20 protein-coding genes, 4 tRNA genes and 1 pseudogene are annotated in these 26098 nt (G+C 62.4%); 11 read left to right on the forward strand and 14 right to left on the reverse strand.

Annotated features, from left to right (window positions below):
- Window positions 1–233 (forward strand): hypothetical protein (locus tag E8F11_RS16275; protein WP_280289874.1); only part of this gene is annotated, 233 nt, incomplete at its 5' end.
- Window positions 234–268: 35 nt separating this feature from the next.
- Here the strand turns inward: E8F11_RS16275 and E8F11_RS16280 are convergent.
- A pseudogene (locus E8F11_RS16280) lies at window positions 269–586 on the reverse strand (histidine kinase); the annotation flags it as partial.
- Between the two features lie 386 nt (window positions 587–972).
- Between E8F11_RS16280 and E8F11_RS16285 the strand changes: the two are divergent.
- The 6 genes from E8F11_RS16285 to fabI are packed head-to-tail and all read left to right on the forward strand — an operon-like array spanning window position 973 to window position 9175.
- Complete coding sequence (locus E8F11_RS16285) at window positions 973–2799, forward strand: extracellular solute-binding protein (protein ID WP_280289875.1); 1827 nt, start codon at window positions 973–975, stop codon at window positions 2797–2799.
- A complete protein-coding gene (locus E8F11_RS16290; protein ID WP_280289876.1) occupies window positions 2796–4643 on the forward strand; it encodes an extracellular solute-binding protein in 1848 nt (615 codons plus the stop codon). Before E8F11_RS16285 ends, E8F11_RS16290 begins: the two co-directional genes overlap by 4 nt.
- Window positions 4644–5729, forward strand: a complete 1086-nt coding sequence (locus E8F11_RS16295; RefSeq protein WP_280289877.1) for a microcin C ABC transporter permease YejB — start codon at window positions 4644–4646, stop codon at window positions 5727–5729.
- Between the two features lie 2 nt (window positions 5730–5731).
- Entirely contained in the window at window positions 5732–6751 is a 1020-nt protein-coding gene (locus tag E8F11_RS16300; protein ID WP_280289878.1) for an ABC transporter permease, read from the forward strand.
- 1 nt (window position 6752) lies between these two features.
- Entirely contained in the window at window positions 6753–8360 is a 1608-nt protein-coding gene (locus E8F11_RS16305; RefSeq protein ID WP_280289879.1) for an ABC transporter ATP-binding protein, read from the forward strand.
- Window positions 8361–8380: 20 nt separating this feature from the next.
- Window positions 8381–9175, forward strand: coding sequence for an enoyl-ACP reductase FabI (gene fabI, locus E8F11_RS16310; RefSeq protein WP_280289880.1), 795 nt, complete (start codon window positions 8381–8383; stop codon window positions 9173–9175).
- 272 nt (window positions 9176–9447) lie between these two features.
- Here the strand turns inward: fabI and E8F11_RS16315 are convergent, their stop codons facing one another.
- The 10 genes from E8F11_RS16315 to E8F11_RS16360 all read right to left on the reverse strand — a co-directional run bounded on the left by E8F11_RS16315 (window position 9448) and on the right by E8F11_RS16360 (window position 18621).
- A complete protein-coding gene (locus tag E8F11_RS16315; protein ID WP_280289881.1) occupies window positions 9448–11322 on the reverse strand; it encodes a SurA N-terminal domain-containing protein in 1875 nt (624 codons plus the stop codon).
- 216 nt (window positions 11323–11538) lie between these two features.
- The gene (locus E8F11_RS16320; RefSeq protein ID WP_004422505.1) at window positions 11539–11811 is read right to left on the reverse strand and encodes an HU family DNA-binding protein; all 273 of its coding nucleotides are present in this window, start codon (window positions 11809–11811) and stop codon (window positions 11539–11541) included.
- Between the two features lie 135 nt (window positions 11812–11946).
- On the reverse strand, window positions 11947–14343 hold the full coding sequence (gene lon, locus E8F11_RS16325; RefSeq protein ID WP_280289882.1) for an endopeptidase La: 2397 nt from the start codon (window positions 14341–14343) through the stop codon (window positions 11947–11949).
- A gap of 133 nt (window positions 14344–14476) precedes the next feature.
- Window positions 14477–15757 (reverse strand): ATP-dependent Clp protease ATP-binding subunit ClpX, encoded by a 1281-nt coding sequence (clpX, locus tag E8F11_RS16330; RefSeq protein ID WP_280289884.1) that lies wholly within the window; start codon window positions 15755–15757, stop codon window positions 14477–14479.
- Window positions 15758–15866: 109 nt separating this feature from the next.
- A complete protein-coding gene (clpP, locus tag E8F11_RS16335; protein WP_280289885.1) occupies window positions 15867–16508 on the reverse strand; it encodes an ATP-dependent Clp endopeptidase proteolytic subunit ClpP in 642 nt (213 codons plus the stop codon).
- Between the two features lie 96 nt (window positions 16509–16604).
- Window positions 16605–17915, reverse strand: a complete 1311-nt coding sequence (gene tig / locus E8F11_RS16340; protein ID WP_280289886.1) for a trigger factor — start codon at window positions 17913–17915, stop codon at window positions 16605–16607.
- A gap of 277 nt (window positions 17916–18192) precedes the next feature.
- A tRNA-His gene (locus E8F11_RS16345) sits at window positions 18193–18268 on the reverse strand.
- A 24-nt stretch (window positions 18269–18292) separates the two neighbouring features.
- Window positions 18293–18377: transfer RNA gene (locus E8F11_RS16350), tRNA-Leu, on the reverse strand.
- A gap of 57 nt (window positions 18378–18434) precedes the next feature.
- Window positions 18435–18510 (reverse strand) — tRNA-His (locus E8F11_RS16355).
- 34 nt (window positions 18511–18544) lie between these two features.
- Window positions 18545–18621: transfer RNA gene (locus E8F11_RS16360), tRNA-Arg, on the reverse strand.
- Window positions 18622–18882: 261 nt separating this feature from the next.
- On the opposite strand from E8F11_RS16360, the gene folD reads away from it, so the two are divergent.
- Window positions 18883–19737, forward strand: a complete 855-nt coding sequence (folD, locus tag E8F11_RS16365; protein WP_280289887.1) for a bifunctional methylenetetrahydrofolate dehydrogenase/methenyltetrahydrofolate cyclohydrolase FolD — start codon at window positions 18883–18885, stop codon at window positions 19735–19737.
- 58 nt (window positions 19738–19795) lie between these two features.
- Here folD and cysS read toward each other — a convergent pair whose 3' ends face one another.
- Together cysS and E8F11_RS16375 are read right to left on the reverse strand one after the other, a co-directional pair.
- Entirely contained in the window at window positions 19796–21181 is a 1386-nt protein-coding gene (cysS, locus tag E8F11_RS16370; protein WP_280289888.1) for a cysteine--tRNA ligase, read from the reverse strand.
- On the reverse strand, window positions 21181–22848 hold the full coding sequence (locus E8F11_RS16375; RefSeq protein ID WP_280289889.1) for a glutamine--tRNA ligase/YqeY domain fusion protein: 1668 nt from the start codon (window positions 22846–22848) through the stop codon (window positions 21181–21183). Before E8F11_RS16375 ends, cysS begins: the two co-directional genes overlap by 1 nt.
- Before the next feature lie 122 nt (window positions 22849–22970).
- Between E8F11_RS16375 and E8F11_RS16380 the strand changes: the two genes are divergently transcribed.
- Window positions 22971–23465 (forward strand): peptidylprolyl isomerase, encoded by a 495-nt coding sequence (locus E8F11_RS16380; RefSeq protein ID WP_280289890.1) that lies wholly within the window; start codon window positions 22971–22973, stop codon window positions 23463–23465.
- Window positions 23462–24184 (forward strand): UDP-2,3-diacylglucosamine diphosphatase, encoded by a 723-nt coding sequence (lpxH, locus tag E8F11_RS16385; protein ID WP_280289891.1) that lies wholly within the window; start codon window positions 23462–23464, stop codon window positions 24182–24184. The genes E8F11_RS16380 and lpxH overlap by 4 nt, the downstream gene beginning before the upstream one ends.
- A gap of 51 nt (window positions 24185–24235) precedes the next feature.
- On the opposite strand, the gene miaE is transcribed toward lpxH, so the two are convergent.
- Window positions 24236–24838, reverse strand: a complete 603-nt coding sequence (gene miaE, locus E8F11_RS16390) for a tRNA isopentenyl-2-thiomethyl-A-37 hydroxylase MiaE (protein ID WP_280289892.1) — start codon at window positions 24836–24838, stop codon at window positions 24236–24238.
- 174 nt (window positions 24839–25012) lie between these two features.
- On the opposite strand from miaE, the gene E8F11_RS16395 reads away from it, so the two are divergent.
- Window positions 25013–25876 carry a universal stress protein gene (locus E8F11_RS16395; RefSeq protein ID WP_280289894.1) on the forward strand — a complete coding sequence of 288 codons (864 nt, stop codon included), beginning with the start codon at window positions 25013–25015 and terminating at the stop codon, window positions 25874–25876.
- Window positions 25877–26098: the final 222 nt, after the last annotated feature.

Raw genomic sequence — 26098 nt, forward strand, 5'->3', positions numbered from 1 at the left:
CGCGAGAGGCGTGCGGGGCCATGGATGGCCCCTCACGCCGGGCCCCCGGCGCAACGATGGAGCTAGGGAAGTTTGGCGAAGCCAAACCCGGATGCAGGGGCAAGCGTTTTTGGTTTCTTTTTTGGCGACTGAAAAAAGAGACTCGCCGGGAGGCGAAACAGAAACTCGCAGCCCGCTCGACAATCAGCCTGGTTCAGGTGGTTCTAGCAACACTGAATGCAGACATAGCCTAGAAAAACGCTATCCACTCTACCTCCACCCTCACCCGCTAAGACTTCTGCGCCATCGTCTCCAGGCACCGCCCAGCCAACTGGACGAAGTGCTGGAAGGCCACGAACTGTTCATGCTTCAGCGCCCGGCCCGAGAGCCGGCAATCGGCGTAGATCACGCCGATCTCACGCTTGCCGGCCAACAACGGCGCGATGAAGAACACCCCCTGCCTCAGCCATTCGCGCATTGGTCGCGTCACCAGGTCGTTGAGGCTGTAGCTGGCGGGCACGCCCATCCAGAGGTTTTCCCGCGCGCGCAGCACATAGCTGAAGAGGTTGGGCTGGCCCGGCGGGCTGGCCGGCATGGGCCAGGCTCGCCAGCTCCCCCAGGCTCCAGCCGCGCACCAGACCCTGGGTCAGTTGGCGGAAGCTGGTGCAGGTCCTGCACCACTGCGGCCAGGGCGGGTAGTTCGGCCTCATTGAGACGGTCGATCCATGACTGCAAACCATGGCTGCGTTCCCCCAGGATAGGCACCTCTGCGCGAATAACCGGACTGTGATCAAAATGATGGCCAGCTCCCCGCAGGCTGGCCCTTTTTTCTTGCCTGTACAAGCTGTTACTGTACTTGCCTGCGGTCACCGCCGACACGTGCGGCGCGTGACCTCCGACACGATTTCGCCGGCCCGTCGCCCGCGCCTTCCTGCCAGCGAGGCCAGCGCCCCACATGCCCGACACGATAGCCATGGATCGGACGCCCGCCTGATGCTTCGCCTTGCCTTCCTGCTCATCGGCCTGCTGGCTCAGTCCTGTTTCGCCAGCCTGATCGAAAGCCACGGCTACGCGCAGTTCGGCACGCTGAAATACCCCGCCCACTTCGAACATTTCGACTGGGTCAACCCCGACGCCCCCAAGGGCGGCACCCTGCGGGTGATGGCCTTCGGCACCTTCGACACCCTCAACCCCTACACCTTCAAGGGCACCAGCCCGGTGGCCACGCCCAACTTCATGCAATACGGCGTGACCGAGCTGAACGAGCCGCTGATGGTGGGCACCGGCCAGTACGACCCCTCGGGCGACGAACCCGCGTCCAGCTACGGCCTGATCGCCTCGAGCGTCGATTACGCCGAAGACCGCAGCTGGGTGGTGTTCAACCTGCGTCCGGAGGCCCGTTTCCACGACGGCAAGACGATCACCGCCTACGACGTCGCCTTCTCCTACCGCACCCTGGTCAAGAGTGGTCATCCGCAGTACCGCACCAGCCTGCAGGAAGTGAAGCGGGTCGACATACTCGGCCGCCACCGTATCCGCTTCGTGCTCAAGCGCGCCGGCAACCCGCTGCTGATCCTGCGCCTCGGCGAGTTGCCGGTGCTGCCCCAGCATTACTGGAAGGACCGCGACTTCAAGGCCACCAGCTTCGAGCCGCCGCTGGGCAGCGGCCCCTACCGCATCACCCAGGTCAGGCCGGGGCGCGGCCTGGTGTTCGAGCGGGTCAAGGACTGGTGGGGCGAAAAGCTGCCGGTCAACCGCGGCAAGTACAACTTCGACCGGGTCGAGGTGGAGTTCTACCGCGACAGCAATGTGGCCTTCGAAGCCTTCAAGGCGGGCGAGTTCGACTTCTACATCGAGCACCAGGCGAAGAACTGGGCCAACGGCTATCGCTTCCCCGCCATCGCGCGAGGCGATGTGATCCGTGCCGAGATCCCTCATCAGATCCCGACCCAGACCCAGGCACTGTTCATGAACACCCGCCGCGCCGTGTTCCAGGAACGCAAGGTGCGTGAGGCCATGGGGCTGATGTTCGACTTCGAGTGGACCAACCGCACCCTCTTCAACAATGCCTACATGCGCGCCACCAGCTACTACCCGAACAGCGAGTTCAGCGCCGTGGGCAAACCCGAGGGCCATGAGTGGCTGCTGCTCTCGCCCTACCGCAAGGAGCTGCCCGAAACCCTCTTCACCCAGCCCTTCCAGGTACCCACCACCGAAGGTCGTGGCATCCCGCGGGAAACCCTTCGCCGCGCCCTCGGTCTATTGGCCGAGGCGGGTTGGAAGCTGTCCGGCCAACGCCTGCTGAATGACCGTGGCCAACCGCTGCGCTTCGAGATCCTGCTGGTCAACCCGAACCTTGAACGCATCCTCCAGCCTTACCGCGAGAACCTCGAAAGCATTGGCATCGACGTCAGCCTGCGCACGGTGGACCGCGCCCAGTACAAGCAGCGCCTGGACCACTTCGACTACGACATGATCCTGATGACCCTGCCGCAAACCCTGAGCCCGGGCCTGGAACAGTCCCTCTACTTCCATTCAGGCCAGGTGGGCGTGAAAGGCAGCAAGAACTACGCGGGCGTCGCCAACCCGGTGGTCGACGCCATGATCGACAAGCTCCTCGGCGCCCAGAGCCGCGACGAGCAGCTGGCTGCCGCGCGCGCCCTCGACCGCACCCTGCTCTGGGAGCACTACAGCATCCCCAACTGGTACATCAACTATCACCGCCTGGCGTACCGCAACCGGTTCGCCTTCGTCACCACGCCGCCCTACACCCTGGGTTTGCGCGCCTGGTGGCTGAAGCCCACGGAGAACGCCCGATGAGCAAAACGCTGCGCACTCGCTGCCTGCAAGGCTGTGGCGCCCTGCTGCTGTCCCTGGCCGGCCTCGCCATGGCCGAACCCAAGTACGCCATCACCCTCTACGACGAGCCCGCCAAGTACCCGGCAGACTTCACCCACTTCTCCTGGGTCAACCCGGACGCCCCCAAGGGCGGCGTCCTGCGCCTGGCCGGCGTCGGCGGTTTCGACAGCCTCAACCCCTTCATTCCACGGGGCAACTCCGCGGACCAACTCAGCCTGATCTACGACAGCCTGACCTTCCACTCACCCGACGAGCCCTTCACCGAATACGGCCTGCTCGCCGAGAAGATCGAGAAAGCGCCGGACAACAGCTACGTGCGCTTCTACCTGAACCCCAAGGCACGCTTCCACGACGGCAAGCCGGTGACGGCCGCGGATGTGGTGTTCACCTTCAACACCCTGGTCGAGCACGGCGACCCCATGTACCGCCATTACTACGCCGACGTGGCCAAGGTGGAAGCCGAGGACGACCTGCGCGTGCGCTTCGATTTCAAGCACCCGGGCAACCGCGAGCTGCCGCTGATCCTCGGCCAGATCCAGGTGCTGCCCAAGCATTACTGGGAAGGCCGCGACTTCGGCAAGACCAGCCTCGAGCCGCCGCTGGGCAGCGGCCCCTATCGCCTCACCAAGGTGGATGCCGGCCGCACCATCCGCTACGAGCGCGTCAAGGACTGGTGGGCGAAGGACCTGCCGGTGACCCGCGGCTACTACAACTTCGACGCCGTCACGGTGGACTACTACCGCGACATGTCGGTTTCGCTGGAGGCCTTCAAGGCCGGCCAGTTCGACTTCAACCTGGAATTCTCCGCCAAGGACTGGGCCACCGGCTATGAAAGCCCCGCGCTGCGCGCCGGCAAGATCGTCAAGGAAAGCATCACCAACCATAACCCCACCGGCATGCAGGGTTTCGCCTTCAACATCCGCCGCCCGGTGTTCCAGGACCGCAAGGTGCGTGAGGCCATCGCCCTGCTGTTCGATTTCGAGTGGGCCAACAAGCAGCTGTTCTTCGGCTCCTACAAGCGCACCAGCAGCTACTTCGAGAACTCGGAGATGGCTGCCCACAAGATGCCCGACGCCGCGGAGCTGAAAATCCTCGAACCGCTGCGCGAGCAGGTACCGGCCGAAGTCTTCACCGAGGTCTTCAAGCCGCCGGTGACCGACGCCAGCGGCATCATCCGCGAGCAGAAACGCCGCGCCTACCAGCTGCTCACCGAGGCCGGCTACAAGATCGAGAACGACCGGATGGCCGGCCCGGACGGCAAGCCGCTGACCTTCGAGATCCTTATCGCCCAGGCCAACCTGGAGCGCGTGATCCTGCCGTTCAAGCGCAACCTGGCGGAGCTCGGCATCGACCTGCAGATCCGCCGCGTGGACGTCTCCCAATACATCAACCGCCTGCGCTCTCGGGACTTCGACATGATCCCGGCCACCTGGGGCCAGTCCAACTCCCCGGGCAATGAACAGCTGGAGTTCTGGCACTCGCGCAGCGCCGACAGCGCCGGCAGCCGCAACTTCATCGGCCTGCGCGACCCGGCCATCGACAAGCTGGTGGAAGGCCTGATCCGCGCCGACTCCCGGCAGAGCCTGGTGGAGCACGCCCGGGCCCTGGACCGCGTGTTGCTCTGGGGGCACTACGTGGTGCCCAACTACTACGTCGACACCTGGCGCGTGGCCTACTGGAACCACTTCCAGCGCCCCTCGACCACACCGCTCTACGATTTCGGCCTGATGACCTGGTGGCAGAAACCGGGCACGGAAACTGCTAGCCAGTCCGAGCAATCTCCTTCCGAGCCGGATGCCCAGTAAATGCTCGCCTACATACTGCGTCGACTGCTGCTGATCATTCCCACCCTGTTCGGCATCCTGCTGATCAACTTCATCATTATCCAGGCCGCTCCCGGCGGACCGGTGGAACAGATGATCGCCAAGCTGGAAGGCTTCGATGCCGCGGCCGGCGGCGCCACCGGGCGCATTTCCGGGGGTGGCGCCGAGGTCGCCACGGCCAGTTCCAACTACCGTGGCGCACAGGGCCTGGACCCGGAGCTGGTGGCGGAGATCGAGAAGATGTACGGCTTCGACAAGCCGGCGCACGAACGCTTCTGGCTGATGATCACCAGCTACCTGAAGCTGGATTTCGGCACCAGCTTCTTCCGCGACGCCAAGGTCATCGACCTGATCCTGGAGAAACTGCCGGTGTCCATCTCCCTCGGGCTCTGGAGCACCCTGATCATGTACCTGGTGTCGATCCCCCTGGGGATCGCCAAGGCGGTGCGCCACGGCAGCGCCTTCGACGTCTGGAGCAGCACGGCGATCATCGTCGGCTATGCCATCCCGGCCTTCCTGTTCGCCATCCTGCTGATCGTGATGTTCGCCGGCGGCAGCTACTTCGACTGGTTCCCCCTGCGCGGCCTGACCTCGAACAACTTCGACGAGCTGAGCCTCGGCGGCAAGCTCCTCGACTACTTCTGGCACCTGGCCCTGCCGGTGACCGCCCTGGTGATCGGCAACTTCGCCACCCTCACCCTGCTGACCAAGAACAGCTTCCTCGACGAGATCAACAAGCAGTACGTGGTCACCGCCCGTGCCAAGGGATTGTCGGAGAACCGCGTGCTCTACGGTCACGTGTTCCGCAACGCCATGCTGCTGATCATCGCCGGCTTCCCGGCGGCCTTCATCGGCATCTTCTTCACCGGTTCCCTGCTGATCGAGGTGATCTTCTCCCTCGACGGCCTGGGCCTGATGAGCTTCGAGTCCGCCCTGAACCGCGACTATCCGGTGGTGTTCGGCACCCTCTTCATCTTCACCTTGCTGGGACTGGTCGTGAAACTGATCGGCGATCTCACCTACACCCTGGTCGATCCGCGGATCGACTTCGAAAGCCGGGAGGGTTGAGCATGGCACTCTCCCCCATCAACCGCCGCCGCTTCGAGCGTTTCAAGGCCCACAAGCGCGGCTGGTGGTCGCTCTGGCTGTTCCTCGTCCTCTTCGTCCTGAGCCTGGGCGCCGAGCTGATCGCCAACGACAAGCCGCTGGCGGTGAAATACGACGGCCAGTGGTATTTCCCCATCCTCAAGCGCTACCCGGAAACCACCTTTGGCGGCGAATTCCCGCTGGAGGCCAACTACAAGACGCCCTATATCCGCGAGCTGATCGAGTCCAAAGACGGCAGCATGATCTGGCCGCCCATTCCCTTCAGCTACGAGACCATCAACTACGACCTCAAAGTGCCGGCGCCCGCGCCGCCCTCGGCGGAGAACTGGCTGGGCACCGACGACCAGGGCCGCGACGTCATGGCGCGGGTGATCTATGGCTTCCGGATCTCGGTGCTGTTCGCCCTGACCCTGACCCTCCTCAGCTCCATCATCGGCGTGATCGCCGGCGCCCTGCAGGGCTTCTATGGCGGCTGGGTGGACCTGACCGGGCAGCGCTTCCTGGAAATCTGGTCGGGCCTGCCGGTGCTCTATCTGCTGATTATCCTCGCCAGCTTCGTGCAGCCGAACTTCTGGTGGCTGCTGGGCATCATGCTGCTGTTTTCCTGGATGAGCCTGGTGGACGTGGTGCGCGCCGAGTTCCTCCGCGGCCGCAACCTCGAATACGTACGCGCCGCCCGCGCGCTGGGCATGCAGAACGGCGCCATCATGTTCCGCCACATCCTGCCCAATGCCATGGTCTCCACCATGACCTTCATGCCCTTCATTCTCACCGGCGCCATAGGCACCCTGACCGCGCTGGACTTCCTCGGCTTCGGCCTGCCACCGGGCGCCCCCTCCCTGGGCGAACTGGTAGCCCAAGGCAAGTCCAACCTGCAGGCGCCCTGGCTGGGCATCTCCGCCTTCCTGGTGCTGGCGGCCATGCTGAGCCTGCTGGTGTTCATCGGCGAAGCCGCGCGCGATGCCTTCGACCCGAGGAAGTGAGATGAGCGAGAACCTGATAGAAGTCCGCGACCTGTCCGTCGAGTTCGTCAGCGGCGAAAAGGTCCAGCGCGTGGTCGAGGGCGTCAGCTTCGACATACGCAAGGGCGAGACCCTCGCCCTGGTGGGTGAAAGCGGCTCCGGCAAGTCGGTGACCGCGCATTCCATCCTGCGCCTGCTGCCCTACCCGCTCGCCCGCCACCCCAGCGGCAGCATCGGCTACGCCGGCAAGGACCTGCTGAAACTGCCCGAGGCCAAATTGCGCGGCATTCGCGGCAATCGCATCGCCATGGTCTTCCAGGAGCCCATGACCTCGCTCAACCCGCTGCACTGCATCGAAAAGCAGATCAACGAGGTGCTCGCCCTGCACAAGGGCCTCACCGGCCAGGCCGCCACCAGACGCACCCTGGAGCTCCTGGAGTTGGTCGGCATCCCCGAGCCGCACAAGCGCCTGAAGGCCTATCCCCACGAACTTTCAGGCGGCCAGCGGCAGCGGGTAATGATCGCCATGGCCCTGGCCAACGAGCCGGAGCTGCTGATCGCCGACGAACCCACCACGGCGCTGGACGTCACGGTGCAGCTGAAGATCCTCGAATTGCTCAAGGAACTGCAGGCGCGCCTCGGCATGGCGCTGCTGTTGATCAGCCACGACCTCAACCTGGTTCGGCGAATTGCGCATCGCGTATGTGTCATGCAGCGCGGTTGCATCGTCGAACAAGCGTCGTGTGATGAGCTGTTCCATGCACCGCAGCATCCCTACACCCGGGAACTGCTCGGCGCCGAGCCTTCGGGCCAGCCGGCGGAGAACCCGGTGGGGCCGCCACTGCTGGAGGTCGATGACCTGCGCGTGTGGTTCCCGATCAAGAAAGGGTTGCTGCGGCGCACCGTGGATCACGTCAAGGCCGTGGACGGTGTCAATTTCAGCCTGCCCCAGGGACAGACCCTGGGCATCGTCGGCGAAAGTGGCTCCGGCAAGTCCACGCTGGGCCTGGCGATCCTCCGGCTGCTGGGCAGCCGGGGCGGCATCCGCTTCCAGGGCCAGACCCTGGACGGTTTGTCGCAGAGGGAGGTGCGGCCGTTCCGGCGCGAGATGCAGGTGGTCTTCCAGGACCCCTTCGGCAGCCTCAGCCCGCGCATGTGCGTGGGCGAGATTGTCGGCGAGGGGCTGCGGATCCACCGCATCGGCACCGAAGCGGAGCGGGAACAGGCCATCATCGACGCACTCCTGGAGGTAGGCTTGGATCCGGAAACCCGGCACCGCTACCCCCATGAGTTTTCCGGCGGGCAGCGGCAGCGGATTGCCATTGCCCGGGCATTGGTGCTGAAACCGGCACTGATCCTGCTGGACGAGCCCACTTCGGCGCTCGACCGGACGGTTCAGCGCCAGGTAGTGGAGTTGTTGCGCAGGCTACAGACCAAGTACGACCTGACCTACCTGTTCATCAGCCATGATCTGGCTGTGGTCCGGGCACTGAGCCATCAGTTGATGGTGATCAAGCACGGCCAGGTGGTCGAACAGGGTCCGGCCGATGCTATCTTCGCCGCCCCGCAGCACAGCTATACGAAGCAGTTGCTGGAAGCCGCATTCCTGGCTCCAGGAACTGCCCATTAACCAGAAGAGGATGAAAGCACATGGGTTTTCTCGCCGGTAAGCGCGTACTGATCGTTGGCGTAGCCAGCAAACTGTCCATCGCATCGGGCATCGCTGCAGCCATGCACCGCGAAGGCGCCGAGCTCGCCTTCACCTACCAGAACGAAAAGCTGAAGGGCCGCGTGGAAGAGTTCGCCGAGGGCTGGGGCTCCAGCGCGGATCTGTGCTTCCCCTGTGATGTGGCCAAGGACGAAGAAATCGTTGCGGTCTTCGAAGCCCTGAGCAAGAAGTGGGATGGCCTGGACTGCATCGTCCACTCCGTCGGCTTCGCCCCGGGCGACCAACTGGACGGCGACTTCACCGAAGTCACCACCCGTGACGGCTTCCGCATCGCCCACGACATCAGCGCCTACAGCTTCGTGGCCCTGGCCAAGGCCGGCCGCGAACTGATGAAGGGCCGCAACGGCAGCCTGCTGACCCTGTCCTACCTGGGCGCCGAGCGCACCATGCCGAACTACAACGTCATGGGCATGGCCAAGGCCAGCCTGGAAGCCGGCGTCCGCTACCTGGCCGGCAGCCTCGGCCCGGAAGGCACCCGCGTCAACGCCATCTCCGCCGGCCCGATCCGCACCCTGGCCGCTTCCGGCATCAAGAGCTTCCGCAAGATGCTCGCTGCCAACGAGAAGCAGACCCCCCTGCGCCGCAACGTGACCATCGAGGAAGTCGGCAACGCCGGCGCCTTCCTCTGCTCCGACCTGGCCTCGGGCATCAGCGGTGAGATCATGTACGTCGACGGCGGCTTCAACACCACCGCCATGGGCAATATCGAAGACTGATATCCGCCTGCCGACGAAAAAAGCCCGCACTTGTGCGGGCTTTTTTGTGGGCTTTGGCTTCGTCTCCCTCGCTGCGATACGGGGCATCCGGAAGCAATAACCACTCTAGCCAGCCGTTGGCAGGAAGCCGCATAGGGTGCGCTGCGCGCACTGGAACCTTCGCGCGAGATTGCCGGTGCGCACAGCGCACCCTACGGGGCATTGAGCCAACGCCCAAACACACGACCAAAGAAAAAGGCCGCATTGAGCGGCCTTTTTCTTCAGCGTGGCAATCAGAAGCGCTCGATCTCGGCTTTCTCTTGCAGCTGGCGGCGGTAGGACGCGAAGTCCTGCTGGCCACTGCGCGAGGCGAGGAAGCGGCTGTACATGGCCTTCTCCTCGTCCGACAGCTTGGCCTCTGCCTGGCTAACGCCGTTCAGGCGGATCACCACGTAGTCGCCGTTGCCCAGCTTCACGCCGGTGAACTCGGGCTTGTCGGCGGCCGCAGGCTTCGGCATGCGGAACACGGCTTGCAGCAGCACCGGCTCGACGCCTTCCTGGCTCCGGGTAGCGGCTTCGACCACCTGCCAGGACTGACCGTCCTTGGCCTGTTCCACCGGGGTCTTGCCATCGCGCAGGCTGGCGATCAGGGCTTCGCCCTTGGCCTTGGCGTCCTCGCTGGCCTTCTCGGTCATCAGGTGCTGGCGGATGCTGTCGCTGACCTTGTCCAGCGCCAGCTGCTCAGGCTTCTTGTGCTCCTTGACGCGCAGAACGACCACTGTATCCGGGTCCAGCTCGATGGCCGAGCTGTTGGCGCCATCTTCCAGCACTTCCGGGCTGAAGGCGGCTTGCAGGACTTGGCGGTTGGCGGCCAGGCCTTCACCACCTTCACGACCGAAGGGTTCACTGGTCTTCACTTCGAGGTTCAACTCCTGGGCCGGTTGGGCCAGGTCGGACGCCTCGAAGGCGGCGTCTTCCAGCTCTTTGCTCACCTCGACGAAACGCTGCTCCACCTGCTGGGCCTTGATATCGTGCTCCAGCTTCGGTTTGAGGCTGTCGAAGCTCGGCACCTCGGGTGCCTGCACACCCAGCAGCTTGATCAGGTGCCAGCCGTACTGGGTACGCACCGGTGCCGAGACCTCGCCCTCCTTCAGCGCGTACAGCGCCTCTTCGAAGGCCGGCTCATAGACGCCGGGGCCAGCGAAGCCCAGGTCGCCGCCATTGGCAGCGGAGCCGGAGTCGTCGGAGAACTCCTTGGCCAGGGCGGCGAAGTCCTCGCCCTTGTCCAGGCGTTGCTTGACCTGCTCGATCTTGGCCTTGGCCTGCTCTTCGTTCAGCTTGTCATTGACCTCGACCAGGATGTGGCCGGCCTGGCGTTGTTCGGCCAGGTTGCTGATCTCTTTCTGGTACTGGGCCTGGAGGTCTTCCTCCTTGGCTTCGACCTGGCTGAAGAAAGCGGCCTTCTTCAGCTCAACGTATTCGATGACGACCTGCTCAGGGCTCATGAACTGGTCAACGTGACCATCGTAGTAGGCCTTGATGTCGTCGTCGGAAACGCTGACCGCGGCCGGGTCGGCCTTCAGGGCCAGGGTGGCGAAGTCGCGGGTCTGCTTCTCGAGACGGGCGAAGGCTTCCACTTCGGCGGCAGTGACGAAACCGCTGCCTGCAAGGCCAGCGCGCAGCTGGCCGATGAGCATTTCCTGCTCGAGCATCTGGCGGAACTGCAGGCGGTTGTAGTTCATCTGGCGGATGACCTGGTCGAAACGGTCCGCATTGAACTTGCCGTCCACCTGGAATTCCGGGGTCTGCAGGATGAGCTGGTCAAGGGCGCTCTGGGAGAAAGAGAAGTCGGCTTCCTGGGCGCCTTGCAGCAGCAGCTTGCGCTCGATGAGCCCTTTCAGCGCGGCTTCGCGCAGCAGCTTCTCGTCGAGCAGGGACGCGTCGAAATCCTTGCCCAATTGTTGCTGCAGCTGGCGACGCTGGAGATTGACCGCCTCGCTCAGCTGATCCAGGCTGATTTCTTCGCCATTGACCTTGGCCGCATTCTGGCTGTTGCTGGTGGCATTGAAGATGGCGTCGAAGCCGGTCAGTGCCAGCAACGCGATGATGACGCCAATGATGGTTTTGGCAATCCACCCCTGTGAATTGTCCCTGATGTTCTGCAGCATGGGTCCCCCAGAAACGGCCGTACTGATTCACAGCCGAGTAACGCGGGTAGAGTATCCGAATATGAGAAAGGCGCATCCGAAGATGCGCCTTCTCGTAACTTGCGGAGCCTGAGATTCGACTTCTCTGGTGGCAGGAGGGAGTCTCCCCTTCCACTCCACCGCTCCGCTATCGGGCCAAGCTGAACGCAGCCCGGTCGGGCAGAGCCCGAAAGACGCTTAGTTTACGGCGTCTTTCAGAGCTTTACCGGCTTTGAAGCCAGGGATCTTGGCAGCATCGATTTTGATCGGCTTGCCAGTCTGCGGGTTACGGCCGGTACGAGCAGCGCGCTCTTTGACAGCAAAAGTACCGAAGCCAACCAGCACAACGGAGTCACCAGCCTTCAGAGCGCCAGTAACGGATTCGATAACTGCGTCCAGCGCACGGCCGGCTACAGCTTTCGGGATGTCAGCAGATGCGGCGATAGCATCGATCAGTTCCGACTTGTTCACTCTTAAGTCCCCTTATTTCTGTTGAGTTGTTTCTTAGTTGTTTGGTGTAAGCAAAGCGGGTGCTGGACGGCCTGCTAACACATAAGAGCCGCTTTATAACAAGGGCTCTAAAAATGTGTCAAGAAAGCCCCCCGGCTAATGCGTGCTGATTCGCTCCTTGGAATCAGTCTCGCGCTTGTCATCCTTTGCAACCATCTCCGGAGCCGCATCGGGCAAGGGCTCCGGGGCGTATTGCAGCGCAATTTGCAGGACTTCGTCAATCCATTTAACTGGTTTAATCGCCAAGTCTTGCTTGATATTTTCGGGAATTTCTTTCAGATCACGTACATTCTCTTCGGGAATGATCACGGTCTTGATTCCACCGCGATGTGCTGCCAGTAATTTCTCTTTCAGACCACCGATCGCCAGTACTTGACCGCGCAGTGTGATTTCCCCGGTCATGGCCACATCGGCGCGCACGGGAATCTGGGTCATGGCCGACACCAGCGCGGTGCACATGCCGATACCCGCACTGGGGCCGTCCTTCGGCGTAGCGCCTTCCGGCATGTGGATGTGGATGTCGCGTTTTTCGTGGAAGTCTGACTGAATCCCAAGGCTTTTCGCACGGCTACGCACTACTGTCAGTGCGGCGGTGATGGACTCCGCCATCACGTCACCCAACGAACCGGTCTTGGTCAGTTGGCCCTTGCCGGGCACCACAGCCGCCTCGATGGTCAAGAGTTCGCCACCCACCTGAGTCCAGGCCAAACCAGTCACCTGACCGATCTGGTCCTGTTGCTCGGCCAGGCCGTAACGGAACTTCCGCACGCCGAGGAAATGCTCCAGGGATTCGGCAGTGACCTGCACCGCGAAGCGCTTCTCATGGGCATGTTCCTTCACTGCCTTGCGGCAGACCTTGGCGAGCTGGCGCTCCAGGCTGCGGACACCGGCTTCACGGGTGTAGTAACGAATGATGTCGCGAATCGCCGCTGCGTCGAACTCCAGCTCACCCTTCTTCAGGCCGTTGGCCTTGGTCTGCTTGGGCGCGAGGTACTTGACGGCGATATTGACCTTCTCGTCCTCGGTGTAGCCCGGCAGCCGGATAACTTCCATGCGGTCCAGCAGCGGTGCCGGAATGTTCATGGAGTTGGCGGTGCAGAGGAACATCACGTCCGAGAGGTCGTAGTCGACTTCCAGGTAATGGTCGTTGAAGTTGTGGTTCTGCTCGGGGTCGAGCACTTCCAGCAGCGCCGAGGCTGGATCGCCGCGCATGTCGCTGCCCATCTTGTCGATCTCGTCGAGCAGGAACAGCGGGTTGCGCACGCCGACCTTGGTCATTTTCTGGATCAGGCGGCCAGGCATGGAACCGATATAGGTACGACGGTGACCGCGGATCTCGGCCTCGTCACGCACGCCGCCCAGGGCCATGCGCACGAACTTGCGGTTGGTGGCGCGAGCGATGGACTCGGCCAGCGAGGTCTTGCCGACGCCAGGCGGGCCGACCAGGCAGAGCACCGGGCCCTTGACCTTCTTCACCCGCTTCTGCACGGCGAGGTATTCGAGGATGCGCTCCTTCACCTCCTCCAGCCCGTAATGATCGGCGTCGAGGATATCTTCAGCCTTGGCCAGGTCCAGACGAACCTTGCTTTCGGCTTTCCACGGCACATTGACCAGCCAATCGATGTAGGAACGCACCACGGTCGCTTCGGCGGACATCGGCGACATCTGCTTGAGCTTGTTCAGCTCGGCATTGGCCTTGGCCAGGGCTTCCTTGGTCAGGCCGGCGTTGTCGATACGCTTCTTCAGCTCCTCGACTTCATTGTGGCCTTCGTCGATATCGCCCAGCTCCTTCTGAATGGCCTTCATCTGCTCATTCAGGTAGTACTCGCGCTGGCTGCGCTCCATCTGCTTCTTGACGCGGCCACGGATGCGCTTCTCGACCTGCAGCAGGTCGATTTCGGCATCCAGCAGCGCCAGGACGTGCTCGACGCGCTCGGGAAGCTCGGTCAGCTCGAGGATTTCCTGCTTCTGCTCGATCTTCAGCGCCATGTGGGCGGCCATGGTGTCCACCAGGCGGCCCGGCTCGTCGATGCTGTTCAGCGAGGACAAAACCTCGGACGGCACCTTCTTGCCCAACTGGACATACTGCTCGAACTGGCTGAGCAGGCTGCGAATGAATACTTCGGACTCGCGCTCGCCGGCATCGACCTCGTCTATCAGGCTGACTTCGGCACGGCAGTGGCCATCCACTTCGCTGAAGCGCTCGATGGCGCCACGCTGCTCACCCTCGACCAGCACTTTCACGGTGCCGTCAGGCAGTTTCAGCAGCTGCAGGACAGTGGCAACGGTGCCCATGCGATACAGAGCGTCTTCGCCCGGGTCGTCATCGGCCGGATTCCTCTGGGCAACCAGAAGAATCTGCTTGTCCCCCGTCATCGCGGCCTCGAGCGCCTCGATGGATTTCTCGCGCCCCACGAAAAGCGGGATGACCATGTGCGGATAAACCACGACATCGCGCAATGGGAGGAGAGGTAATTCGACGGTTGTCTTCATGGTATCAGCTCTACGGCGGCCCTCGGGCCGTAAACAGATGGTAAAACCCTTGGCCCTAAGATGGGGTTAGGTCCGGGAAAAAACAAGCGTTGTGGCAGGAAATACAAAGGGGCCCGCAGGCCCCTTTGTTTCATCAAGCGTCAGGCGCCGCCTTCGCAGGCTGCTCGTTGTTCTCGTAGAGCAACAGAGGCTTGGACGATCCTTCGATGACACTCTCATCGATTACCACCTTGCTTACATCTGTTTGAGAAGGAATCTCATACATGGTGTCGAGCAGGATACCTTCGAGGATGGAACGCAGGCCGCGGGCACCGGTCTTGCGCTCGAGCGCACGATGGGCGACGGCTTTCAGTGCATCCGGACGAAACTCCAGATCCACACCCTCCATCTCGAAGAGCTTGGCGTACTGCTTGGTCAGCGCGTTCTTAGGCTCGGTGAGGATCTGCATCAACGCAGCCTCGTCGAGCTCGTCGAGGGTGGCGATGACCGGCAAACGACCGACGAACTCCGGAATCAGGCCGAACTTCACCAGATCTTCCGGTTCTACTTCGCGAAGAGCCTCGCCAACCTTCTTGCCCAGGTCCTTGCTGCGAACCTCGGCATTGAAACCGATGCCACCCTTGGTGGAACGGTTCTGGATCACTTTCTCCAGGCCAGCGAAGGCGCCACCGCAGATGAACAGGATGTTACGGGTATCAACCTGCAGGAATTCCTGCTGCGGGTGCTTGCGACCGCCTTGCGGCGGAACCGAGGCCACAGTGCCCTCGATGAGCTTCAGCAGCGCCTGCTGCACGCCCTCGCCCGACACGTCACGGGTGATGGACGGGTTATCGGACTTGCGGGAAATCTTGTCGATCTCGTCGATATAGACGATGCCCATCTGGGCCTTCTCGACATCGTAGTCGCACTTCTGCAGCAGCTTCTGGATGATGTTCTCAACGTCTTCGCCGACATAGCCAGCCTCGGTGAGGGTGGTGGCGTCAGCGATGGTGAAGGGAACATTGAGCAGACGAGCCAGGGTTTCCGCCAGCAGCGTCTTGCCCGAACCGGTGGGACCGATCAGCAGGATATTGCTCTTGCCCAACTCGACGTCATCTTTCTTTTCGCGCTGGTTCAGGCGCTTGTAGTGGTTGTACACCGCTACCGCCAGCACCTTCTTCGCACGTTCCTGGCCGATGACGTACTGGTCAAGGATGGTGCGGATTTCCTTGGGCGCAGGCAATTTGTGCGCACTGCTCTCGGCCTGGGCTTCCTGCACCTCCTCGCGGATGATGTCGTTGCACAGGTCCACGCACTCGTCGCAGATAAAGACGGAGGGGCCGGCAATCAGTTTGCGCACTTCGTGCTGGCTTTTGCCGCAGAAGGAGCAATAAAGCAGCTTGCCGTTGTCCTCGCCATTGCGGGTGTCAGTCATTCGATCGATCCAATCGGGTAGGCTTGAAACACAAGATGAAGGCAAATGCGGGCATTTTCAACCCCGCGAAGCGGCCGGATTCACTCCGGCCGCGGTCCTGCGGAAGAGCTTAGCCCACGAGCTGGCGCTTGTTCAGCACTTGGTCGATCAGGCCGTATTTGACCGCATCTTCGCCACTCATGAAGTTGTCACGGTCCGTGTCGCGAGCGATCACATCGATCGGCTGACCGGTGTGGTCGGCCAGGATCTTGTTCAGGCGCTCACGAATGGTGAGGATTTCCCGGGCATGGATCTCGATGTCCGAGGCCTGCCCCTGGAAGCCACCCAGCGGTTGGTGAATCATCATGCGCGAGTGCGGCAGGCAATAACGCTTGCCGGCGGCACCGCCCGCGAGGAGCAGAGCACCCATACTGCAGGCCTGGCCGATGCAGATGGTGGATACATCGGGCTTGATGAACTGCATGGTGTCGTAGATCGACATGCCGGCAGTTACGGAGCCGCCCGGAGAGTTGATATAGAGGTGGATGTCCTTGTCAGGGTTCTCCGCCTCCAGGAACAGCAGCTGGGCCACTACCAGGTTGGCCATGAAGTCCTCGACCTGGCCGACCAGGAAGATCACCCGTTCCTTCAACAGGCGCGAGTAGATGTCGTAGGCGCGTTCACCACGGGCGGATTGCTCGATGACCATCGGTACCAGGCCGCCAGCGGCTTGGATATCAGGCATTTGCTGCATAAAAGAATTGCGGGACATGTCCTGCGATCACTCCCTAACTAGATAGTCATGTCTCAAAGACGCATAAGCCAGCTCGGAGGCTGGCTTATGGTGTATTCGAACGAGGCGAAACAATCAGTCGGCTTGCGGAGCTTCTGCCGGCTTGACTGCCTCTTCGTAGGAAACCGATTTGTCGGTTACGTTGGCCTTCTGAAGGACAGTATCTACAACTTGTTCTTCCAGCACAACAGAACGGACTTCGTTCAGCTGCTGGTCGTTCTTGTAGTACCAGGACACGACCTGTTCCGGCTCCTGGTAGGCGGAAGCCATCTCTTCGATCAGCTCGCGTACGCGCGCTTCATCGGGCTTCAGCTCGAACTGCTTGACCACCTCAGCAACGATCAGGCCCAGGACCACACGGCGCTTGGCCTGCTCTTCGAACAGCTCGGCCGGCAGTTGGTCAGGGTTGATGTTGCCGCCGAACTGCTGCACAGCCTGTACGCGCAGACGGTTGACTTCGTTACCGATCAGGGCCTTCGGCACTTCTACCGGGTTGGCAGCCAGCAGGCCGTCCATCACCTGGTTCTTCACCTTGGACTTGGTGGCCTGACGCAGTTCGCGCTCCATGTTCTTGCGAACTTCGGCGCGGAAGCCTTCCAGACCGCCTTCCTTGATACCGAACAGGGAGAAGAATTCGTCGTTCAGTTCCGGCAGTTGCGGTGCAGAAACGCTGTTCACGGTCACGGTGAACTCGGCGGTCTTACCGGCCAGGTCCAGGTTCTGGTAGTCAGCCGGGAAGGTCGGGTTGATCACGCGCTCTTCGCCAGCCTTGACGCCGACCAGGGCATCTTCGAAGCCCGGGATCATACGGCCGGAGCCCAGCACCAGCAGGGTGCCCTTGGCGGAACCACCAGCGAAGGCTTCGCCGTCGATCTTGCCAACGAAGTCGATGTTCAGCTGGTCGCCGTTCTCGGCAGCACGCTCAACGGCTTCGAAACGGGTGTTCTGCTTGCGCAGGATATCCAGCATGTTGTCGACGTCTGCATCGCCCACTTCGGCTTGCAGACGCTCGATGGCGATGTTTTCGAAACCGGCCACCTGGAACTCGGGGAACACTTCGAAGGTGGCGGTGAATTCCAGATCCTTGCCCTTCTCGAACACTTTCGGCTCGACGGCCGGAGCACCTGCGGGGTTCAGCTTCTGCTCGACAACAGCCTCATAGAAGGAGGACTGGATCAGGTCGCCCAGAACTTCCTGACGAGCGGAGTCCTCGAAGCGCTGACGAATGACGCTCATCGGCACTTTGCCCGGACGGAAGCCGGCAACCTTGGCGCGGCGGGCAGTCTGCTGCAGGCGCTTGGTCACTTCGTTCTCGACGCGCTCGGCCGGCACGCCGATGGTCATGCGGCGCTCAAGAGCGGAGGTGCTTTCTACAGAAACTTGCATGGATATTCCTCGTTGCACAGACGTTAGCCGGCCGTTCCGGCCCCAGAATCAAGGGCATGCATTCTAGTGGGTCGACTTGCAGAAGTCACCCAGCAGAAACAGCCGGCAAAACGAAGGTATAGAAGATAAAGAAAGAAGGACGGCGCAGCCGGAGAAACTCGAACTCTCGCGCCTTGCGGCGATGGACCTGAATCCAGTGCGCCTGCCGATTCCACCACGCCCGCAGGGGGCCTTGAAACGAAAACGCCAGGCACGTGGCCTGGCGCTTTCTCGAATATGGGGTGGACGATGGGAATCGAACCCACGACACCAGGAGCCACAATCCTGTGCTCTACCAACTGAGCTACGCCCACCATATTACGTCTTGCAAAAAAGCTTGGTGCGGACGGAGAGACTCGAACTCTCACGCCTTGCGGCGCTGGAACCTAAATCCAGTGTGTCTACCAATTCCACCACGTCCGCAAAGGGTAACGCCTCAAACAAAAACGCCAGGCACGTGGCCTGGCGCTTTCTCGAATATGGGGTGGACGATGGGAATCGAACCCACGACACCAGGAGCCACAATCCTGTGCTCTACCAACTGAGCTACGCCCACCATATTACGTCTTGCTTGCGCCAAATGTGCCAAGTGGCACGCCCGGCAGGACTCGAACCTGCGACCATCCGCTTAGAAGGCGGATGCTCTATCCAGCTGAGCTACGGGCGCTTATATCTGCGAGCAGATTATAAAGCTTCGGCTCAGGTAGAATCAGCCGATTCACCCTTGCCGCCTTACCCAGCGACTGGCTGTGCTCGACAAGCGGGGCGCATGTTATCGACAGCCCTACACCTCGTCAACAGGAAATTTGAAAAAAATCAGAAAGATAAAGGAGTTACGGGAAAATGCTGACCAGCCGCCTTTGCCCGCAGGCCCCTCCATGCGAGAATACGCGCCCTTTTTAGCCTTCCCGATGGTTAATCTAGCGTCATGACCGCACAACTGATCGACGGCAAAACGATCGCCGCCCGCCTCCGCCAGCAGATAGCCCAACGCGTCACCGAGCGCCGCCAGCAAGGACTTCGGGTCCCCGGCCTCGCAGTGATCCTGGTCGGCAGCGATCCAGCCTCCCAGGTCTATGTCGCCCACAAGCGCAAGGACTGCGAGGAAGTCGGCTTTCTGTCGGAGGCTCATGACCTGCCGGCCAGCACCAGTCAGACCGAGCTGCTCGCCCTGATCGACCGTCTCAATGAAGACCCGGCCATCGACGGCATCCTGGTCCAGCTGCCGCTGCCCGAGCACCTGGACGCTTCACTGTTGCTGGAACGCATCCACCCCGACAAGGACGTGGACGGCTTCCACCCGTACAACGTCGGTCGTCTGGCCCAGCGCATCCCCCTGCTCCGCCCCTGCACGCCGAAGGGCATCATGACCCTGCTGGAAAGCACCGGTGCCAACCTCTATGGCATGAATGCCGTGGTGGTAGGCGCCTCCAATATCGTCGGCCGCCCCATGGCGCTGGAACTGTTGCTGGCAGGCTGCACCGTCACCGTCACCCACCGTTTCACCAAAGATCTCGCCGGCCATGTCGGCAATGCCGATCTGGTGGTAGTGGCCGCCGGCAAGCCCGGCCTGGTCAAAGGCGAATGGATCAAGCCCGGCGCCATTGTCATCGACGTCGGCATCAACCGCCAGGAAGACGGCAAGCTGGTGGGCGATGTGGAATACGACATTGCCCAGCAACGCGCCAGCTGGATCACCCCGGTTCCGGGTGGCGTCGGCCCCATGACCCGCGCCTGCCTGCTGGAGAACACCCTTTACGCCGCCGAGACGCTGCACGCTTGAGGCGAAGGGAAATGAAAAAGGCCGCATGATGCGGCCTTTTTCGTTTAGGTAGCCCGACTCAGTCGGCCAGGCGCCAAGTGGTGCCGCCCTTGCCGTCTTCCAGGACTACGCCCATGGCGGTCAGCTGGTCGCGGATACGGTCGGACTCGGCCCAGTTCTTCTCCACCCTCGCCTGCAGGCGCGCCTGGATCAGCGCCTCGACCTCGGCGGCATCCACCTTGCCCTCGGCACCAGCGCGCAGGAAGGCATCCGGCTCCAACTGCAACACGCCGAGCAGGCCGGCCAGCGACTTCAGGCGCGCCGCGAGGCCCGCAGCAGTCGCCAGATCACTGTCACGCAGACGATTGACCTCGCGCACCATCTCGAAGAGCACGGCACAGGCTTCCGGACTGTTGAAGTCGTCGTCCATGGCGGCGCCGAAGCGCTCGACGAAAGCCTCGCCGCCCACCGGAGCGGCCTCGGGCAGCCCCCGCAGGGCGTGATAGAAGCGCTCCAGGGCACCCTTGGCTTCCTTGAGGCTCTCTTCGGAGTAGTTGATCGGACTGCGGTAGTGGCTGGACACCAGCAGGTAGCGCACCACCTCCGGGTGGTACTTCTCCAGCACTTCGCGAATGGTGAAGAAGTTGCCCAGGGACTTGGACATCTTCTCGCCATCCACGCGCACCGCGCCGGCGTGCATCCAGGCATTGGCGTAGAGCTTGCCGGTGGCCGCCTCGCTCTGGGCGATCTCGTTCTCGTGGTGCGGGAACACCAGGTCCGGGCCACCGCCGTGGATGTCGAAGGTCTCGCCCAGGCAGCAGGTGGACATCACCGAGCACTCGATGTGCCAGCCCGGACGGCCAGCCCCCCAGGGCGATTCCCAGCTCGGCTCGCCCGGCTTGGCGCCCTTCCACAGGACGAAGTCCAGCGGGTCTTCCTTGATCTCGTCCACCTCGATGCGGGCACCGATCTTCAGCTCGTCGATCTTGCGCCGCGACAGCTTGCCGTAGCTCTCGAACTTGCCGACCCGGTAATAGACGTCGCCATTGCCCGGCGCGTAGGCGAAGCCCTTATCGATCAGGGTTTGGATCATCTGGTGCATGCCGGCGATATGGCCGGTGGCACGCGGCTCGATGTCCGGACGCAGGACGGAGAGGCGCGCCTCGTCCTCGTGCATGGCCGCGATCATGCGCTCCACCAGGGCCTCGAACGGCTCGCCGTTCTCGTTGGCGCGACGAATGATCTTGTCGTCGATATCGGTGATGTTGCGCACGTAGGTGAGGTCATAGCCGCGATGGCGCAACCAGCGCGCCACCACGTCGAACGCCACCATCACCCGGGCATGGCCGATATGGCAGAAGTCATAGACGGTCATGCCGCAGACATACATGCGCACCTGGTTGCCGACCAGCGGCTTCAGGGGCTCCTTGGTCTTGCTCAGGGTGTTGTAGATCGACAGCGTCATCATTGGCCCCAGGAATCGCGCAGGGTCACGGTACGGTTGAACACCGGCTTGCCGGGCTGGGAGTCCTTCAGGTCGGCGACGAAGTAGCCTTCACGCTCAAACTGGAAGCGATCTTCGGGCTCGGCCTGGGCCAGGGACGGCTCGGCGCGGCATCCGCTCAGCACCTGCAGGGAATCCGGGTTGATGTTGTCGAGGAAGCTGCCGCCATGCTCCGACTTCTCCGGGTTCGGCGAACGGAACAGGCGGTCGTACAGGCGCACTTCGCATTCCACGCTGCCTTGGGCCGGCACCCAGTGGATCACGCCCTTGACCTTGCGGCCTTCCGGGTTCTTGCCCAGGGTGTCCGGATCGTACGAGCAACGCAGTTCGACAATGTTGCCCGCGGCGTCCTTGATCGCTTCATCGGCACGGATCACGTAGCTGCCACGCAGGCGCACTTCGCCGCCCGGGATCAGGCGCTTGTAACCGGCAGGCGGCACTTCCTCGAAGTCGCCAGCATCGATGAACAGCTCGCGGCCGAATGGCAGCACGCGCACGCCCATGTCTTCCTTCGGATGGCGCGGCAATTCGAGGTTCTCGACCTGGGCTTCCGGGTAGTTGGTGATGACCACCTTGAGCGGCTTCAGCACGCACATGGCGCGCGGCGCGGTGGCGTCCAGGTGATCGCGGATGCTGAATTCCAGCATGCCCACATCCACCACGCCGCTGGCGCGGTTCACGCCGATCATTTCGCAGAAGTTGCGGATGGACTCCGGGGTGTAGCCGCGACGACGGTAGCCGGACAGGGTCGACATGCGCGGGTCGTCCCAGCCATTCACATGGCCTTCGTCCACCAGTTGCTTGAGCTTGCGCTTGCTGGTGATGGTGTAGTTCAGGTTGAGGCGCGAGAACTCGTACTGGCGCGGCTGGGCCGGCACCGACAGGTTTTCCAGGAACCATTCATAGAGCGGGCGGTGATCCTCGAACTCCAGGGTGCAAATGGAGTGGGTAATGCCTTCGATGGCGTCCGACTGGCCATGGGTGAAGTCATAGCTCGGGTAGATGCACCACTTGTCACCTGTCTGGTGGTGGTTGGCATGCCGGATACGGTAGAGGATCGGGTCGCGCAGGTTCATATTCGGCGACGTCATGTCGATCTTCGCCCGCAGCGAGCGCGTACCATCCGGGAATTCGCCGGCCTTCATGCGGGCGAACAGGTCCAGGTTCTCTTCCACCGAACGATCACGGAAGGGGCTGTTCTTGCCGGGCTCGGTCAGGCTGCCGCGGTAGTGGCGCATGTCTTCCGACGACAGGTCGCAGACGAAGGCCTTGCCGGCCTTGATCAGCTCGACGGCCCAGTCATGCAGCTGGTCGAAATAGTTGGAGGCGTAGCGCTCTTCGCCGGCCCACTGGAAGCCAAGCCATGTCACGTCACTCTCGATGGCGTCGATGTACTCCTGGTCTTCCTTGGCCGGGTTGGTGTCGTCGAAGCGCAGGTGGCAGTCACCACCGAACTCCTTGGCCAGGCCGAAGTTCAGGCAGATCGACTTGGCATGGCCGATATGCAGGTAGCCGTTGGGCTCCGGCGGGAAGCGGGTGACTATCTTGGTGTGCTTGCCGGCATCCAGGTCCGCCTGGACGATCTGGCGCAGGAAGTTGGAGGCGACGGGAGTGTCTGGCTTGCTCATGGGGTCCTTAGGTCTAACTGGTGCGCGGCTCAGGGTAGGCCGGCCAAATCAAAGCGCTTATCATAGCCGAAGCTGTCAATCCCCTGACAGGCCTTGGATTTCTCGATAGAGCGAATAGCCCAATGATCAAGCTGCACACCAACCACGGCGTCATCACCCTGCAACTCTTCGAAGACAAAGCCCCGGAAACCGTGGCCAACTTCAAGGAGTACGTGAAGGCCGGCCATTACGACGGCACCATCTTCCACCGCGTGATCGGCAACTTCATGATCCAGGGCGGCGGTTTCGAGCCGGGCATGAAGCAGAAGGCCACTCGCACGCCCATCAAGAACGAGGCCAACAACGGCCTGTCCAACAAGGTCGGCACCGTCGCCATGGCCCGCACCATGGAGCCGCACTCGGCCTCCGCCCAGTTCTTCATCAACGTCGCCGACAACAGCTTCCTCAACCACAGCGCTCCTACCGTGCAGGGCTGGGGTTATGCCGTGTTCGGTGAAGTGGTCGAGGGCATGGACGTGGTGAACAAGATCAAGGGCGTGGCCACCACCATGAAAGGCGGCCACCAGGACGTTCCGGTAGACGACGTGATCATCGAGAAGGCCGAGATCACCGAGTGATACTGCTGATCTCCGATCTGCATCTTGAAGAGGAACGCCCGGATATCACCCGGGCGTTTCTTCGTTTCCTGCAGACCCGCGCCCCCCGGGCCGAAGCCCTCTACATACTTGGCGACTTCTTCGAAGCCTGGATCGGCGACGACGCCATGACGCCCTTCCAGCATTCCATCGCCCAGGCCCTGCGCACGCTGGCCGACGGCGGCACGCGCATCTTCCTGATGCACGGCAATCGCGATTTCATGATCGGCTCGGCCTTCTGCCGCGAAGCCGGTTGCACCCAGATGCCCGACCCGAGCCTGGTGCGAATGAACGGCGAACCCGTGCTCCTGATGCACGGCGACAGCCTCTGCACCCAGGACCAGGCCTATATGCGCCTGCGCCGCTGGCTGCGCAACCCGATCACGCTATTCATCCTCCGTCACCTGCCCCTGGCCACGCGCCACAAGCTGGCGCGCAAGCTGCGCAAGGAAAGCCGGATGCAGACCCGGCAGAAGGCGGCGGAAATCACCGACGTCACCCCCGAAGAAATTCCGCGCATCCTGCGCCAGTATGGCGTCAGGACCCTGATCCACGGTCACACCCATCGTCCGGCCAGCCACGAACTGGACCTCGACGGACGATCCGCCCGACGTATCGTCCTCGGCGACTGGGATCGGCAAGGCTGGGCCCTGCAGGTGGACGCACAGGGCTTCCTGCAGACGCCGTTCGACCTCGACTGAGACTCCCGGACAAAGAAAAAGCGCCCCTCAGGGCGCTTTTTCAGTTGAACTTCAGGCCGGTACACCGCTATGAAAGCGGAACTCCTCATCCGGCGACTCGATCAGTTCCTGCTCGGCCTCCCTCACCTTCTCGACTGTCCGCTCCACGTCCTGCGCAACGCCGTACTGGCAGGCCAGCTTCAGGTAACCCTGGAAGTGACGCGCCTCGGACTTGAGCAAACCGCCATAGAACTTGCCCAGCTCCTCGTCCAGATGCGGCACCAGGGCCTCGAAACGCTCGCAGGAACGCGCCTCGATGAAGGCGCCCACCACCAGGGTATCCACCAGCTTCTGCGGCTCGTGGCTGCGCACGAGCTTGCGCAGGCCGGCGGCGTAGCGGGAGGCCGAGACGGGACGCAGGTCCACCTTGCGGCGCTTCATGATGCGCAGCACCTGCTCGTGGTGCACCAGCTCTTCACGAGCCAGGCGCGACATGAAGTTGATCAGGTCCAGGTGCATCGAATACTTGGCCATCAGCGCCATGGCCGTGGATGCCGCCTTGAATTCGTTGTTCTTGTGGTCGATCAGCAGGGTTTCCTGGTCGGCCAACGCGGCCGCCACCCAGGCATCAGGTGTGCGGCAACCAAGAAAGTCATGGATCTCTGGCAGGTTCACAGTTGGGTCTCGTCATGCTGGGCGCCACGCTGGCCGGGCCCCCAAAGGCGGAGCATTATACGAATGCAGGATGCAACGGCCAGTCCGGCCGGCTTGATATATGTCAAGAACACCAAAGCAGAATCGGGACTACATTTGTTTTGGCTATATGCCATCGACAGGGAGATGAGGACCATGCAAGCCATTCGCAGCATTCTGGTGGTACTGGAACCGGACCGACCGGAGGGCCTGGCCCTGAAACGGGCGAAGCTGATCGCCGGGGTGACCCAGTCGCACCTGCACCTCTTGATCTGCGACCGCAAGGGCGACCATGCCGACTACCTCAGCGACCTGGCCGCGACGCTCAAGGCCGAGGGTTATAGCGTCAGTACCCAGCAAAGCTGGCTGGAGAACCTGCACCAGACCATCATCGCCGCCCAGCAGGCCGAGGGCTGCGGCCTGGTGATCAAGCAGCACGTACCGGACAACCCGTTGAAGAAGGCCCTGCTCACCCCGGATGACTGGAAGCTGCTGCGTTATTGCCCGGGACCGGTGCTGATGGTCAAGACCGATCGGCCCTGGACCGGCGGCAATATCCTCGCGGCGGTGGATGTCGGCAACAACGACGGCGAGCACCGCACCCTGCACGCCACCATCGTCAGCCATGGCTACGACATCGCCAGCCTGGCCCACGGCACCCTCCACGTGATCAGCGCCCACCCCTCGCCCATGCTCTCGGCGGCGGACCCCACCTTCCAGCTCAAGGAAACCATCGAGGCGCGCTACCGTGATGAGTGCCGCGCCTTCCAGGCCGAGTACGACGTCAGCGACGAACGGTTGCATATCGAGGAAGGCCCGGCCGATGTGCTCATCCCCCATGTCGCCCACCAGCTCGGAGCGGCTGTCACGGTGATCGGCACCGTGGCACGTTCCGGTATATCCGGCGCACTGATCGGCAATACGGCGGAAGTGGTGCTGGATGCCCTGGAAAGCGATGTGCTGGTACTGAAACCCGAAGCCATCATCGCCCACCTGGAAGAGCTGGTCGCCCAGCGCTGAAACCGTGCAAAGGAAAAAGCCGCCTGATGGCGGCTTTTTTCATGGTTCTTCGCGGATTTTCGGCGAGGCCTTGGATTCGCGCTGGATGGGCAAGATTGTCTGATAGCCATTGATTGGCGCCGTGCAGGCGGATGCTGCCCTCTCCCCCGGCCCCCGCCCTGCGCCCCGGCCTGATCGCTTCGCGCTCAGGCGCTCATCGGCACCGGAAGCGGTGCTTCCGAA

It is taken from the genome of Pseudomonas sp. BN417 (assembly GCF_029871205.1).
GTDB lineage: Bacteria > Pseudomonadota > Gammaproteobacteria > Pseudomonadales > Pseudomonadaceae > Metapseudomonas.

Bases quoted from the DNA above. Each gene is read 5' to 3' on its own strand.
- E8F11_RS16285 (WP_280289875.1), top strand. From the start codon at position 973: ATGCTTCGCCTTGCCTTCCTGCTCATCGGCCTGCTGGCTCAGTCCTGT.
- E8F11_RS16290 (WP_280289876.1), top strand. From the start codon at position 2,796: ATGAGCAAAACGCTGCGCACTCGCTGCCTGCAAGGCTGTGGCGCCCTG.
- E8F11_RS16295 (WP_280289877.1), top strand. From the start codon at position 4,644: ATGCTCGCCTACATACTGCGTCGACTGCTGCTGATCATTCCCACCCTG.
- E8F11_RS16300 (WP_280289878.1), top strand. From the start codon at position 5,732: ATGGCACTCTCCCCCATCAACCGCCGCCGCTTCGAGCGTTTCAAGGCC.
- E8F11_RS16305 (WP_280289879.1), top strand. From the start codon at position 6,753: ATGAGCGAGAACCTGATAGAAGTCCGCGACCTGTCCGTCGAGTTCGTC.
- fabI (WP_280289880.1), top strand. From the start codon at position 8,381: ATGGGTTTTCTCGCCGGTAAGCGCGTACTGATCGTTGGCGTAGCCAGC.
- E8F11_RS16315 (WP_280289881.1), bottom strand. From the start codon at position 11,322: ATGCTGCAGAACATCAGGGACAATTCACAGGGGTGGATTGCCAAAACC.
- lon (WP_280289882.1), bottom strand. From the start codon at position 14,343: ATGAAGACAACCGTCGAATTACCTCTCCTCCCATTGCGCGATGTCGTG.
- clpX (WP_280289884.1), bottom strand. From the start codon at position 15,757: ATGACTGACACCCGCAATGGCGAGGACAACGGCAAGCTGCTTTATTGC.
- clpP (WP_280289885.1), bottom strand. From the start codon at position 16,508: ATGTCCCGCAATTCTTTTATGCAGCAAATGCCTGATATCCAAGCCGCT.
- tig (WP_280289886.1), bottom strand. From the start codon at position 17,915: ATGCAAGTTTCTGTAGAAAGCACCTCCGCTCTTGAGCGCCGCATGACC.
- folD (WP_280289887.1), top strand. From the start codon at position 18,883: ATGACCGCACAACTGATCGACGGCAAAACGATCGCCGCCCGCCTCCGC.
- cysS (WP_280289888.1), bottom strand. From the start codon at position 21,181: ATGACGCTGTCGATCTACAACACCCTGAGCAAGACCAAGGAGCCCCTG.
- E8F11_RS16375 (WP_280289889.1), bottom strand. From the start codon at position 22,848: ATGAGCAAGCCAGACACTCCCGTCGCCTCCAACTTCCTGCGCCAGATC.
- E8F11_RS16380 (WP_280289890.1), top strand. From the start codon at position 22,971: ATGATCAAGCTGCACACCAACCACGGCGTCATCACCCTGCAACTCTTC.
- E8F11_RS16395 (WP_280289894.1), top strand. From the start codon at position 25,013: ATGCAAGCCATTCGCAGCATTCTGGTGGTACTGGAACCGGACCGACCG.